Below are 14866 nucleotides of genomic sequence, written 5' to 3' on the forward strand. Positions count from 1 at the left end.
TTTTCCTGCTCTGAAGGTTTTTTGAGCAGAATGAGCAGAACTCTGGACCTTCCGATTGGCGAGGGTGAGAATCCGATCGTCAACCGAAGATCGTGGAGACGCCGGGCGATCGCTGTCCGCGCGTAATCCCTGCTCTGCATGGGCGAGGCACGTATGCGGGTAGTGCATGGACTGGTCGCGGCGGCGTTAACGATCACGACTCTGGGGGTCCCGCAGCAAGCGGCCGCACAGGAGTCTCCACAGGCGGTCCACACCGTCGCGCCGCCCTCGGAGGCGGAGACGGAGCGGGCCGCCCTCGCGCTCGCCCGCAGCGCGGGCAAGCCGGTCGAGGTCGAGTCGATGCGCAGCGAGACCCGCCAGGTCTTCGCCAAGCCCGACGGCACGCTGACCATGGAGCTGAACGTCCGCCCCGTACGCGTGCGCCAGGCCGGCCGCTGGGTCCCCGTGGACACCACGTTGCGCGTGCGCCCCGACGGCGCGGTCGAGCCGGTCGCCGCGGCGATCGGCCTCACGCTGTCGGGCGGCGGCAGCGCCCCGCTCGCCCGCCTGTCGCGCGGCGCCAAGACCCTGGAGCTCGGCTGGCAGGGCACGCTGCCCAAGCCGGTGCTGAGCGGCGACACCGCCACCTACGCCGAGGTCATGCCGGGCGTGGACCTCCAGGTCACCGCGGACGTGGACGGCTTCTCCCACATCCTGGTGGTCAAGTCGCGGGCCGCCGCGGCGCAGCTGACCGAGCTGTCGTACCCGCTCACCGCCGACGGCGTCGGGTTGAAGTCGGACAAGGCCGGCAACCTGGAGGCCGTGGACGAGGCCGGCGGCACGATCTTCGTCGCGCCCACCCCGAAGATGTGGGACTCCGAGGGCATCACGAGTCCGCAGGCGCTCAAGGAAGGCCGCTCGCCCGAGGCCCGCGAGGCCACCATGGGGGTGGAGCTGGCGGGCGGGAAGCTGCGGCTGCGGCCGGACCGGAAGATGCTGGCGGACCAGAAGACGAAGTACCCCGTCTATCTGGACCCGTACTTCTCGGCCGCGCGCGGCTCGTGGACGGCCGTCTGGAGCAACTGGCCCAACTCCAACTACCTCAACTCCAGCGACGTCGCCCGGGTGGGACACGTCGAGTCGCAGAAGAACCGCTCGTTCTTCCAGATGAGCACCGGCTCGACCATCCACGGCAAGCAGATCATCAAGGGCACGCTGCGCACGTACGAGACGTGGTCGTACTCGTGCAGCGCCCGCCAGGTCGAGGCCTGGGGGACCGGGGCGATCAGCAAGAGCACCACCTGGAACAGCCAGCCGTCGTGGACGAGGAAGCTCGCCACGGTGAACGTGGCCAAGGGCTGGGGCTCGTCCTGCCTGCCCGGCGGGGTGGAGTTCGACGTCACGACCTGGGTGGCCGACGCCGCCGCCAAGAAGTGGTCGCAGGCCACCATCGGCCTGCGCGCCACCAGCGAGACCGACGTCTACGCCTGGAAGAAGTTCAAGAACAACCCGAGCCTGGTCATCGAGTACAACTCCATCCCCACCGACCCCGTGGCCGCCGACCTGTGGTCGGACCCGGGCGGCCCGTGCGTCTCCGGTGACGGCCGCCCGGTCATCAGCACCGCCACGCCCAAGCTGTGGGCCAAGCTGAAGGACACCGACAACTCGGTCAAGGGCCGCTTCGAGTGGTACAACGCCGCCGGCACGAAGACCGGCGAGTACGTCACCGCGCTCGGCTCCTCCGGCACCGCGTTCTACGCCACGATCCCGCAGAGCCTGTACGCCGACGGCGCGCTCGTCCGCTGGCGGGTGCGGGGCGAGGACGGCAAGGCCACCAGCGCGTGGAGCCCGTTCTGCGAGGCCACCGTGGACGCCACCGCCCCCGGACGGGAACCGGTCGTGACCTCGCCCCAGTTCGCGGAGAACGCCTGGAGCGACGGCGTCGGCCTGGAGGGCACGTTCACGTTCGACCCCAACGGGGTCGCCGACGTCGCCGCCTACGTCTACGGCCTCGACACCACGCCCAAGACGGAGGTCCCGCCCGGCCCGGACGGCAGGGCCACGATCCGGCTCACCCCGCGCCACGACGGCCCGAACGTGCTGTCGGTCCGCAGCAAGGACCGTGCGGGCCAGCTCGGCCCGATCCGCACGTACGTCTTCAACGTCAACGGCGGCTCCGCCCCGGCGGGCCACTGGACGCTGGACGACGGCCAGGGCGGCACGGCCGCCGACGCGGCCGCCGCTCACCCGGCGACGCTGTACGGCGCCACGTGGACGACCGGCAGGACCGGCAGCGGCCTGCGTCTGGCCAGTGCGTACGCCCAGACCACGGGCCCGGTCGTGGACACCGGCCGCAACTTCACCGTCACGGCCTGGGCCCGCCTGACCGGCAACGCCGCCACCGCCACGGTCGTCACCCAGGAAGGCACCAGGACCGGCGGGTTCGCCCTGCAGTACTCGAAGGCCGACGACCGCTGGGCGCTCACCCGCCCCGGCACGGACGCCGACAACGCGGCCACCGCGCGCGCCCTGTCCGCCGCCGCCCCGAGGCTGACCGAGTGGACCCACCTGACCGGCGTGTACGACTCGGCGGCCGGCCAGATCTCGCTCTACGTGAACGGCCGGCTGGAGGGCACGGCCGCCGTCACGCAAGCGTGGAACGCCACCGGCCCCCTGACGATCGGCCGCGGAAGGGTCAACGGGGCGGCTTCGGACTACTGGCCCGGGGACGTCGACGAGGTGCGGGTCTACGGCCGCGCCATGTTCGCCGACGAGGTCGCCGAACTGGTCAACAGCGCTGCCACGCTGGTCGGCCACTGGAAGCTGGACGAGGAGTCCGGCTTGTCGGCCGCCGACTCCTCGGGCCGGGCGACCGCCGGGACGCTGTCCGGAGCCGCCTCGTGGACGTCCGGCTGGCTGGACGGCGCCCTCGCGCTCGACGGCGTCAACGGCCACGCCCAGACGGCCGCCCCCGCGGTCAACACCAGGACGGGCTTCACCGTCGCCGCCTGGACGCAGCTCGACTACCTGCCCACCCGCGACACGGCGGCCGTGGCCCAGCCGGGCAGCCGGGCGGCGGGCCTCCAGCTCGGCTTCGACAAGGAGCAGGGCCGGTGGACCCTGGGCATGGCGGCCGCCGACACCGACACCGCCGCCCTCGTACGGACCCGGTCGGACGCCATCCCCAACCCGCTGGAGTGGACCCACATCGCCGGTGTGTACGACGCGCTGGCCGGCCAGCTCCGGATCTACGTCAACGGCCGCCTGTCCACCACCACCGTCACCTCTCACCTGAGCGCCTGGAATGCCACCGGCCCGCTGCAACTGGGCCGGACCAAGAGCGCGGGCGCGTTCACCGGCTACTGGCCGGGGAGCGTGGACGACGTCCGCACCTACGACGGCGTGCTGAGCGCCGAGCAGATCGCCCAGCTGGCCGCCCAATGAGTCCGCAGCCGTAAGTCGACCGAGTAAGTCCCGAATCACCGCACCCCAATACTGGGAGAGGTTCTCATGGACCTGCCGGAAGAGTTAGACCTGCCCGAATCCCGCTGGAATCGTGTTCCCCCGCAGGAGGAATTCGAGGTTCCCGACCCCAGGTGGAACCGGTTCCTCGAACCCAGGCCGGAGTCGCCCTGGCCGCGCAGGCTCGCGGCCGTGCTCTCGATCGTGCTGGTCGTGCCCCTGACGTACGCCATGCCGGCCGAGGCCGCCGCCCGGCCCGCCCCGGCCACGCAGAAGGAGACGCCGGTCAAGGGCACGAGGGTGCCCGTCAAGCCGCCGCTGGAGGATCCGGCCGCGAAGCAGGCGTGGAAGGCGCCACCGGGCGTCACCTGGCCCAAGCCGCAGAAGGCGGAGCTGGGTGGTACCGCCGCCAGGACCCTGGCGGCCGGCTTCCCGGTGCGGCTGGCACCCGGGGCGGCGAAAGCGGGGCAGGTCGCGGACCCGGTGAGTGTCGAGCTGCTCGACACCGACCGGCTCGGCCTGGCGATGCGTGTCTCGCCGGGCCAGGGCGTCGCGGCCACCAAGGCGACGGCGAAGACGAAGCTGGAGATCGACTACTCCGGCTTCCGCTACGCCTACGGCGGCGACTACGGCGCCCGGTTGCGGCTGGTGAAGCTGGAGGAGTGCGCGCTCACCGGCGCGGCCGGCTGCCCGCAGCCGGAGCCGGTGAAGAGCGACAACAACGCCGTGGACGGCACGGTGACCGCCGAGGTCGAGACCGGCGCCGTGTACGCCCTGACGGCCGCCGCCTCCGGCCCGTCCGGCGACCACTCGGCCACCTCGCTGGCCCCGTCCGCCGACTGGAGCGTCGGCACCCAGACCGGCGACTTCAACTGGGGCTACGACATGCGGACCCCGCCCGCGCTGGGCGGCGACGAGCCGGAGCTCTCCCTGGCCTACTCCTCGCAGAGCGTGGACGGCCGCACCGTCTCCACCAACAACCAGGCGTCCTGGGCGGGTGAGGGCTTCGAGCTGAACCCGAGCGGCTACGTCGAGCGCCGCTACAAGTCCTGCATGATCGACGGCAAGAAGACCGGCGACCTGTGCTGGGACCAGGACAACGCCACCCTGTCGCTGGGCAACTCGGCGGTGGAGCTGGTCAAGGACGCCACCACCAAGCAGTGGCGGCCCAAGCGCGACGACGGGACCCGGATCGAGTACCTGACCGGCGCCACGAACGGCGACAACAACGGCGAGTACTGGCGGGTCACCACGGCCGACGGCACCCAGTACACCTTCGGCCTGAACCGGCTGCCCGGCTGGGTCACCGGCAAGGCGGAGACCAGGTCGGTGCAGACGGTGCCGGTGTTCGGCAACAACAGCGGCGAGCCGTGTTACAACAGCACCCCGGCCAACGCCTGGTGCCAGCAGGGCTACCGGTGGAACCTCGACTACGCGGTGGACACCCACGGCAACGCCACCACCTACTGGTACGAGCGCGAGACGAACTACTACGGCCGCAACATGAAGCCGGAGCTGGGCACCCAGTACGTGCGCGGCGCGTACCTGACCCGGATCGACTACGGCTACCTGAAGAGCGAGCTGTTCACCAAGGCGCCCGCGGCCCGGGTGGTATTCGAGGTGGCCGAGCGCTGCCTGCCCAGCGGGACCGTCACCTGCGCCGCCGACCAGCTGAAGAAGGAGACCGCCGGCCACTGGCCGGACGTGCCCTTCGACCAGATCTGCGCCGCGGGGGTGACGTGCACCGACCGCCTGGCGCCGACGTTCTTCACCCGCAAGCGCCTGGCCAAGGTCACCACCCAGCTCAACAACGGCGCCGGCACGTACAACCCGGTGGACTCCTGGACCCTGGCGCACCAGTTCCCCGCCACGGGTGACGGCCTCAGCCCGTCGCTGTGGCTGGCCTCGGTCCAGCAGACCGGTCACGTGGGCGGCACGATCACGCTGCCCAAGACCACGTTCGTCGGTGTGCAGCTGCCCAACCGGGTGGACGCGAACGAGGGCCGCGCGCCGCTGGTCAAGTGGCGCGTCCAGGCGGTCAACAACGAATCCGGCGGCGAGCTGCGGGTCAACTACGCCCCGGCCGACTGCAAGCCGGGCGACGTGCCGACCGCGGACCGGAACAACCGGCTGTGCTTCCCGCAGCGCTGGTCGCCGCCGAACGAGGCCGAGGTCACCGACTGGTTCCACAAGTACGTCGTCGCGCAGACGATCGAGGTGGACCGGGTCGCCGGCTCGCCGAACGTGGTCACCAGCTACGAGTACCTCGACGGCGCGGCCTGGCACTACGCCGAGAACATCCTGGTCAAGCCCGAGCACCGGACCTGGTCGGACTTCCGCGGGTTCGGCCGGGTCCGCGTCCGCGAGGGCGACGGGCAGGACACCAAGCGCACGCTGACGGAGTTCAGGTACTTCCGCGGCATGCACGGCGACAAGCTGGCCGACGGCACCAGGCGGGTGGCCCAGGTCGAGGACACGGAAGGCGTCAAGCTGGACGACCTCGACCAGTACTCGGGGTTCGAGCGCGAGGAGATCGCGTACGACGGTGACGGCGGGGCCATCCTGACCGCGACCGCCGAGCAGCCGTGGTCGCTGAAGACCGCCGAGTCCACGCAGGGCGGCGTCACCAAGACCGCGCACATGGTCGAGGCCAAGTCCATGGTCACCCGGACCGCGCTGCCGGGGGGCAGGTGGCGGCGTACCGGCGAGGAGCGCTCGTACGACGCCAGGGGCCTGCTGCTCCAGGTGGACGAGAAGGGCGACCTGGCCTCGGCCGACGACGACACCTGCACCCGCTACACCTACGCCCGCAACGACACGAGCTGGATGCTCGACTACACCAGCCGGATCCAGAAGGTCTCGGCCGGCTGCGGCACCGCGGTCTCCACGCTGGCCGCCGGTGAGGTGATCTCCGACGAGAAGGTCGGGTACGACGGCCAGGCGCACGGCCAGGCGCCGACCAAGGGCGACGTGACCTCGGTCCAGCAGCTGGTCGCCGGGGACGGCACGACGATCACCGACAGCACCCACACCTACGACGCCTACGGCCGCGAGACCAGCGAGACCGACGCGGTCGGCACCAGGTCCACCACCACCTACACCCCGGCCACCGGCGCCCCGCCGACCGAGATCGCGCAGACCAACCAGCTCGGTCACGTCGAGCGCACCGTGGTCAACCCGGCCTGGGGCGAGCCGGTCGCCGAGATCGACGCCAACAACCGCCGCGTCGACATGGAGTACGACGCCCTCGGCCGCCTGGTCAAGGTCTGGCAGCCGGACCGCAGCAAGGCCGCCGGCCAGTCGCCCAGCACCGAGTACGCGTACGTGATGCGCACCGACGGCCCCAGCGTCGTCACGACGAAGACGCTCAACGCCGACGGCACCTACTCCGCAAGCCACGAGCTCTACGACGGCCTGATGCGCGAGCGCCAGACCCAGGAGCCCGCACCCAGGGACGAGCAGACGCAGGACCCGGCGCTGCGCGACGGCCGCACGATCACCGACACCCACTACAACTCCCTGGGCCAGCAGAGCAAGGCCAACACCGGCTACTTCGCCACCGGCACCCCCGCCACCGACCTGCTCGCGGTGGCCGACACCGACGTGCCCACCCAGGTCGTGTCGACCTTCGACGGCACCGGGGACGTCAACGCCCAGATCCTCAAGGCGAAGGGCGTGGAGAAGTACCGGGTCAGCACCGTGCAGGAGGGCGACCGGCTGCACGTGACGCCGCCGCCCGGCGGCACCGCGACCACCCGCATCGGCGACGCCCAGGACCGGCTCGTCGAGCTGCGCCAGTACAAGGGCGCGACCCCGACCGGCGAGTACGAGTCCACCAGGTACACCTACGACCACGCCGGACGGCTGTCCACGGTGACCGACCACGCCGGCAACGTGTGGCGGCACCACTATGACCTGCGCGGCCGGCAGATCAAGGCGGAGGACCCCGACAAGGGCGTCACCACCATGACCTACAACGACGCCGACGAGCTGGTCTCCACGACCGACGCCCGCGGCCGGACCCTGTGGTACGTCTACGACGAGCTGGGCCGCAAGAAGGAGCTGCGTGACGGCTCCGCGACCGGTCCGCTGCTGGCCGAGTGGAAGTACGACGCGCTGGCCAAGGGCCACATGAACGCCAGCATCCGCTATGTGGGCGGGCAGGCGTACAAGGCCGAGATCAACGCCATCGACGCCGACTACCGCACCCTGCGCCAGACGGTCACCGTCCCCGAGCGGGAGGGCAGGCTGGCCGGCTCGTACGTGCTCAACACCCGCTACACGCTCGACGACCAGGTCCAGTCGGTCAGCTTCCCGGCGGCCGGCGGCCTGGCGGAGGAGTCGGTCGTCTACACCTACGACGCGCAGAGCCAGCCCTCCAAGGTGACCGGCCTGTCGACGTACGTGACCGCGACCCGCTACTCCAAGCTGGGCGAGACCCTCCAGTACGAGCTGGGCACCGGCACCAGGAAGACCTGGCTCACCTACACCCACGACGAGGCCACCCGCAGGCTCACCGGCATGCGGCTGGACAGGGAGGGCGCGAGCGCGACCGACCTGGACCTCAACTACTCCTACGACGCGGTGGGCAACATCACCAAGGTCGCCGACCGGGCGAGCGGCCAGGACACGCAGTGCTTCACCTATGACCACCTGCGCCGGATGACCTCGGCGTGGACGGCCACGGACGACTGCGCCAGTGGCAGCCCGCAGTCCGGCACGATCGGCGGCGTGGCCCCGTACGCGGTCAGCTACGCCTACGACTCCACCGGCAACCGGATCAAGGAGACCAAGCACGCCTGGGGCGGCGCGGGCGAGACGGTCCGCACCTCGACCTACCCGCCGGCCGGCGGCAAGCAGCCGCACGCGCTGCAGACCGTCGGGTCGGACCTGTTCGAGTACGACGCCGCGGGCAACACCACCAGGCGCAAGGTCGGCACCTCCGACCAGAGCCTGGTCTGGGACGCCGAGGGCAACCTGGAGTCGGTGACCGAGGCCGGCAAGACGACGTCGTTCGTGTACAGCGCGGACGGCGACCGCCTCATCCGCAAGACACCAGCCGACGCCACGCTCTACATCGACGACATGGAGCTGCGCTTCGACTTCGCCAAGGACGCGGTCGAGCAGACCCGCTACTACACCGTCAACGGCACCGCCATCGCGGTCCGCACCCCCGACAACCAGGTCTACTTCCTCGCCGGTGACCACCAGGGCACGGCCCAGGCGGCCGTGAACGCCGGGACCGGGGAACTGGCCGTACGGCGGCTGACGCCCTTCGGCGAGAACCGGGGCTCGCCCCCGGCGTTCTGGCCGGGACAGCGCGCCTTCGTCGGAGGCACCCAGGACCCGACCACCGGGCTCGTCCACCTCGGCGCCCGCGAGTACGACCCCAGGAACGGCCGGTTCCTGTCGGTCGACCCGGTCATCGAGGAGTCCGAGCCGCAGCAGCTCAACGCCTACGCCTACGCCAACAACAGCCCCGTCACCATGACCGACCCCGACGGGCAGCTGTTCTGGTTCGCCGCCGCCATCGCGGCCAGGGTCGCGGCCCAGATCATCGCCAGGAGGCTGGCGGCGGCCGCGGCCAGGCGGGCGGCCATCGCGGCGGCCCGCGCGGCGGCCAGGCGCGCCGCCATCGCGGCGGCCCGGCGCCGGGCCGCGGCCGAGGCCCGGCGGCGCGCGGCGGAGGCGGCCAGGAAGAAGGCCGCGGAGGCGGCCAGGAAGCGCGCCGCCGCGGCGGCCAGGAAGCGCCTCCAGGCGGAGGCCAGGAGAAAGGCGGCAGAGCGGGCCAGGAAGGCGGCCACGGCCAGGGCCAAGCGGCGGGCCGCGGCGGCGGCGAGGAGAGAGGCCAAGCGGAAGGCCGCCGACGCACGGGCGGCCAGGCGGGCGGCGCAGGCGGCCCGGGCGCGCAACCGGCGGGCCGGCCGGGTCCCCAGCGGGATCCAGCGGGCACGGCAGCGCCCGGCGCAGCGGCCGACCAGCCACCGCGCGCAGCAGCGGCAGACCCCGCCCAGGGACAGCCGGCAGCCGACGCAGCCGCGGCCCGGCCAGGTCTACCGGAACGACGGCAGCATCCAGCCGACCCAGTCCTACACCGTCTACCGGGACGGCCGGATGTACCCGGACGGCCCGCCGCCGCAGATCCGGCCCGGGGGGTCCGGCCAGGGTGAGAAGCAGATCTTCCGGCCGGAGAAGATCGAGCCGGAGAGCACGCGGACGGGCACGGTCGCCGAGGCCGGCGCGCGTGTCACCCGATGGATCGACCAGAGCGGCCTGGACGACTTCTTCGGATTCTTCTTCTGATCCACCAGGTACGCGGCCGGCGCGGGACCCTCGTGGTCTCGCGCCGGTGGCGTTCCCGGGCCTCCAGTCCATAGAATCTTGTTCGGTTCCAGGGTCGTCAGAGGAGGCGGTGTGGGCGCGTTCGATCTCACGGGGAAGCAGGCTCTGGTCACAGGGGCGTCGAAGGGCATCGGGCGGGCCATCGCGCTCGCGTACGCCGAGGCCGGGGCCGACGTGGCGCTCGTGTCCCGCTCGGCGGAGACGCTCGCCGAGGTCGGCAAGGAGATCGAGGCCCTGGGCCGGCGGGCGGTCGTCATCCCCGCCGACCTCACCGACCGCGAGGCCGCCGCCTCCGCCGTGGCAGCCGCCATTGACGGGCTCGGGCACGTCGACATCGTGGTCAACAACGCCGGCGGGTCGAACTTCCTGGTCGAGTTCAAGGACCTGCGGCTGTCGGGCTGGGACAAGCTGATGCGGCTCAACCTCGACTCCGCCATGGCCGTCTGCCACGCCGTCGCCCCCCACCTGCTCGGCCGGGGCGAGGGCGTGGTCATCAACGTGGCGTCGGTGGCCGCGCTCGGCGCGCCGCTGCTCGCCCCCTACGCCGCCGCCAAGGCCGGGCTGGTGGCGCTGACCAAGACGCTGGCCGTGGAATGGGCGGGGGCCGGGGTGCGCGTCAACGCCCTGTGCCCGGGGTGGACGGCCACCGAGCTCAACCGCAACCTCTGGGAGGACGAGGCGTCGAACGCCGCCACGGTGGCCAGCGTCCCCATGCGGCGCTGGGGGAGCACGGCGGAGATGGCGCAGCCGGCCGTGTTTCTGGCCAGCCCGGCCTCGGCGTACATGACGGGTCAGGTGCTGTTCATCGACGGGGGTGCCACCGCCATCTGATCAGGCGGGCGGCACGTCGTCGGCCGGGGGCTCGAAGACGAGGACGATGTACGTCTCGTACTTCTTCGAGCCCAGTCCGGCCACGCGGGCGGCGCCCATCGCCGTGGTGCTCTTCCCGATGAGCCGGCTGTGATCGGCGCGCCCGGCGTACCAGGAGGCCACCGCCCGCGCGGCGTCGCTCATGTCCTCGCCCTCGCTCCAGAACAGGTTCTCGCCGGTGCCCGCGCGCAGGCCGTCGTGCCCGCCGCCCAGCCCTTCGTGCCGGGAGAGGGCGGCCGCCCTGGACTTGGCGTACTCGACCAGGAGCGGGTCCATCGCCAGGGGTGGCACGTGGTGCTCGGCCCGGCGGGCGTTGACCTCCTGCAACGCCTGGAGGAGGAAGTCGCCGTTGGTGGCGTCGGGGAGTGCGGGGCGGGTTCCTGCCATTCCTGTCACCTCACGGTGCACGGGTCGCTGTGCCTGGATTGTGCGCGGGAATTATTCGTCGGGCAATGTCAGACTTATGGTGGATATTGGCGAAGTGAGGCTTTTGTAGAAGTCGTCAGGCCTGTCCGGGGATATTCGGCATAAGCCATCGAGTGATTGTCGGCGTGAACCGCGTTACCGTGTGGTCCGTGCAGCTCTACACGAGATCTGCCGGGACCGGGATCCCGGTTGTCCTGCTTCATGCGTTCCCGCTGTCCTCGGCGATGTGGCTGGCGCAGCGGGAAGGGCTGGCCAAGGTCTGCCGGGTCATCACCCCTGACCTGCGCGGCTTCGGCGGGTCGCGGCTGGGCGAGGACGATCCGTCGCTCGACCTGATGGCCGACGACGTCGCCAGGCTGCTCGACGAGGAGGGCATCGACAGGGCGGTGGTCGGCGGGCTGTCCATGGGCGGCTACGTGACCATGGCGTTCTGCCGCCGGCACCCTGACCGGGTGCTCGGCGTGATCCTGGCCGACACCAAGGCCAGCCCGGACCCGCCCCCGGCGAGGGAGAACAGAGAGCGCATCGCGCAGGCCGTCCTGTCCGGCGGCAGCGAGGTGCTGGTCAGCGAGGTGCTTCCGGCGCTCATCGGGCCGACGACCAAGGAACGGCGGGCCATGGTGTTCGGCCGGGTCAAGGGCCTGGTGCAGTCCGCCCCGCCGGGCGCGGTCGCCTGGGCGCAACGGGCGATGGCCGCGCGGCCCGACTCGTTCGAGACCTTGAGCGGGCTCAAGGTGCCGCTGCTGATCCTCGTGGGGGAGGAGGACGAGCTGTCGCCGCCCTCCGACGCCGAGGCCATGTCGCGGGCCGTGCCCGAAGGCAGGCTGGAGATCATCCCCAAGGCCGGCCATCTCAGCGCGGTCGAGCAGCCGGAGGCGTTCAACGCGGCGGTGACGGAGTTCCTCCGGACGGAGCTGGGCGGACTCAGGGCCGAGCGACCCTGAGCCCTTCAGGCCCGATCTTGGCGGGGCAGCACCAGCTCACGGATGATCAGCGAGATCGCGGCCGCCACCGGGATGGCCAGCAGGGCGCCGACGATGCCGAGCAGCGCGCCGCCGAACAACGCGGCGATGACCGTCACGGCCGGCGTCACGTCCACCGAGCGCTTCATCACCCTGGGATAGATGAAGTAGTTCTCGACCTGCTGGTAGAGCACGAAGAAGATCGCGCACGCGATGCCGGCGGGCACCGAGTCCAGCAGCGCCACGCCGGTCACGAGCACCGCGCCGATGGTGGCGCCCACCAGCGGGATCAGGTCCGTCAGGGCCACGACCAGGGCGAGCGCGAGCGCGTACTGGACGCCGGCGATCGACAGGAAGATCCAGGTCAGCACGCCCGCGATGATCGAGATGAGCACGTTGCCCGCCACGTACCCGCCGATGCCGGTGAGGATCTGCTCGCTGATCACGCGCGTCCGCGGCCTGCGCGAGGCCGGTACGAGCTTGAGCAGGTAGTCCTTGATCGTGTGCAGCGAGCCCAGGAAGTACAGCATGAGCACCAGCAGCGTCACCGTGGTGAACACGCTGTTCAGCACCACCAGCCCCGCGCCCATGATCCCGGTCGCCAGCGACGGCCCCAGCGTGCCCGTCACGAACGTGCGGATCTGCGGGAGGATCTGGTAGTCGGCGTCGAGCTGGCGGAGCGTCGGATGGTTGCTCAGCTCGGTGATGTAGCCCGGCACCGCGTCGATGAACTCGGTGAGCTGCTTGCTGACCGGCGGCACGATGGCCAGCCCGAACAGCACGAACGCCACGATGACCCCGGCGAACACGATCGAGATCGCGCCCCGCCTGGCCAGGCCGCGCCGCTGCAGGGCCTCGACGGCCGGGTTGAGCCCGACGGCCAGGAACATCGCCACGACGACCAGGATGATCGTGCTCAGCGACGCGACGATCATCTGGGCGAGCGCGATCGCCGTCAGCACCCCGAGGCCGCCGACCAGGCCGAAGAGGAAGGGGCCGCGGGCCAGCGGCTTGCCCGGCAGCCCGTACGACGTCCAGCTGGCGTCACCCTTCGGCTGCGGCGCGTCCGGCTGCGGCGCGTCCGGCTCCCGCGAATCTTCGCTCGCCGGCTCTGTCGTCTCCGGTTGTATCTTCTCCGGCTCTGTCTTTTCCGGCCCGGTCGCGGGCTCGACGTCTGCGGACACGGAGGGCTCCAGGGGGATCGGCGACAGAGCATGACGGACCGGCATCGGTTCGTACACGCCCGACAACAAAGAGAGAGCCTAGCGACCATTTGATCGCCAGGCTCTCCCCAGCCGTCATTCAGCCCCCGTGTGCCAGCTTCGTGACTACTCCTGCCACCACTCCGCGTCGTCCTCCGACTTGGCCTCCACCTTCGGAGCGGGCGTCGTGACCGGGGCCGGAGGCTCGGCCACCGGCGCAGGCGCGGCGAGCGCCGGCTTCGGCGGGGCCGCGGTGACCGCGGGCTCCGGCTCCATGCCCGGCAGGGCGGCGCCGCCGAGCAGCTGGCGCAGCTGGGCCAGGTGGCTGGTGATGCTGTCGCGCTGGCGGGTGAGCTCGTCGACCTGGCGCTGCATCGCCGAACGGGTGCGCTCGGCGTCGTTCTTCGCCTCGGTGACGATCGTCTCGGCGCTCGACTTGGCCTCGGCCACGATGGTCTCGGCGCTCTTGCGCGCGTTCGCGACGAGCTGCTTGGCGTGCAGGTCGGCCTCGCGGCGGGTCTGATCGGCCTGCTGCGTGGCCTTCGTGGCCCGCGACTCGGCCGTGGCGGCGCGCTGCTCGGCCTCGGCGACCAGCTTCTGCGTGGCGGCCTGCGCGGTGGCGTGGCGCTCGGCCTCCTGGCGCTCGGCCTCCTCGCGGCGGGAGGCGAGCTGGATCTCGAACTCCGCCTCGTCCTGCGCCCGCTTGGCCTCCGACTCCTCCAGCACCCGCTGAGCCTGCGCGCGCATCTCGTCGGCCTGCCGCTTGGCGGTGGTCAGCACCTCGTCGCGCTCGCGCTTGGTCGAGGCGCGCAGCTGCGCCACCTCGCGCTCGGTGGTGGTGCGGAGCTTGGCGATCTCCCGCTCGGCGTCGGCGCGCTTCTCCGCGACCTCGTGGTCGGCCGTCGCGCGCAGCTTGGCGGCCTCGCGCTCGGTGGTGTTGGTCAGCTCGTCGGACTCGCGGCGGGCGGTGGAACGGATGTCCTCGGCGTCGCGCTCGGCGCTCGTGCGCATCTCGTCGGTCTCGCGCGTGGCCTGGGCGCGCTTCTCAGCGGCCTCGGCCTCGGCGGCGGCCCGCACGTCGGCGGCCTCGACCTTGGCGGCCGCCTTGATCTCGTTGGCCTCGGACCTGGCGGCCTGGACGAGCTCGGTCGCCTGCTCCTCGGCCAGCCGGAGCAACTGCTCGATGCGGGCGCCGAGACCGGAGTAGGTGGGGCGCTCCTGCTCCTGTAGCTGGCGCTGGGAGTCGGACAGGTCGCGCTGGAGACCGGTGACCTGCTCGCGGGCCTGGCGCAGCTCCCCGTCGAGCTGCTTCAGATGATCGTGGACCTGGTGCCGGTCGTAGCCGCGCAGCACCACGTCGAACTCGCGTGCTGGGGCGTCCTCGAAGAAGTTGTTGAGCTGGGCGTCGATGTCGGACTGCATGGAGGCTCGATCCTGGGTTGTCGAGACGGCTACACGGGCCGGACGGGGGGTTCGGGGCATCCGTACCAGGAGCCTGTGCCTCGCGGCAGGCCCCATGTCCGGTGGAAGGTCAAGCGTACTCCGCTGGTGCCACCTGCGAAGCCCCGTCCAACTTTCTGCGTGACTAGTTACATATGAACGTTTTTTACGTTTTGTGGCGGT

At 71.4% G+C, this 14866-nt stretch carries 7 protein-coding genes; 4 read left to right on the top strand and 3 right to left on the bottom strand.

The features are described from left to right. The first annotated feature begins 153 nt into the window (after positions 1–153). The 3 genes from ACTWPW_RS05075 to ACTWPW_RS05085 all read left to right on the top strand — a co-directional run bounded on the left by ACTWPW_RS05075 (position 154) and on the right by ACTWPW_RS05085 (position 10614). The gene (locus tag ACTWPW_RS05075) at positions 154–3423 is read left to right on the top strand and encodes a LamG-like jellyroll fold domain-containing protein (protein ID WP_443168070.1); all 3270 of its coding nucleotides are present in this window, start codon (positions 154–156) and stop codon (positions 3421–3423) included. Positions 3424–3489: 66 nt separating this feature from the next. After that, entirely contained in the window at positions 3490–9744 is a 6255-nt protein-coding gene (locus tag ACTWPW_RS05080) for an RHS repeat domain-containing protein (protein ID WP_443168071.1), read from the top strand. Positions 9745–9855: 111 nt separating this feature from the next. Further along, a complete protein-coding gene (locus tag ACTWPW_RS05085; protein ID WP_443168072.1) occupies positions 9856–10614 on the top strand; it encodes an SDR family NAD(P)-dependent oxidoreductase in 759 nt (252 codons plus the stop codon). Here ACTWPW_RS05085 and ACTWPW_RS05090 read toward each other — a convergent pair whose 3' ends face one another. Beyond that, the gene (locus tag ACTWPW_RS05090; protein WP_375114923.1) at positions 10615–11040 is read right to left on the bottom strand and encodes a CAP domain-containing protein; all 426 of its coding nucleotides are present in this window, start codon (positions 11038–11040) and stop codon (positions 10615–10617) included. Between the two features lie 188 nt (positions 11041–11228). Here ACTWPW_RS05090 and ACTWPW_RS05095 point away from each other — a divergent pair, with 188 nt between their 5' ends. Further along, the gene (locus ACTWPW_RS05095; RefSeq protein WP_375114924.1) at positions 11229–12023 is read left to right on the top strand and encodes an alpha/beta fold hydrolase; all 795 of its coding nucleotides are present in this window, start codon (positions 11229–11231) and stop codon (positions 12021–12023) included. A gap of 5 nt (positions 12024–12028) precedes the next feature. Here ACTWPW_RS05095 and ACTWPW_RS05100 read toward each other — a convergent pair whose 3' ends face one another. Both ACTWPW_RS05100 and ACTWPW_RS05105 read right to left on the bottom strand, forming a co-directional pair. Next, positions 12029–13225, bottom strand: a complete 1197-nt coding sequence (locus tag ACTWPW_RS05100; RefSeq protein ID WP_375114925.1) for an AI-2E family transporter — start codon at positions 13223–13225, stop codon at positions 12029–12031. Positions 13226–13369: 144 nt separating this feature from the next. After that, entirely contained in the window at positions 13370–14665 is a 1296-nt protein-coding gene (locus ACTWPW_RS05105) for a DivIVA domain-containing protein (RefSeq protein WP_375114926.1), read from the bottom strand. Positions 14666–14866: the final 201 nt, after the last annotated feature.

The organism is Nonomuraea sp. KM90, from assembly GCF_052246675.1.
In the GTDB taxonomy this organism is placed as follows: domain Bacteria; phylum Actinomycetota; class Actinomycetes; order Streptosporangiales; family Streptosporangiaceae; genus Nonomuraea.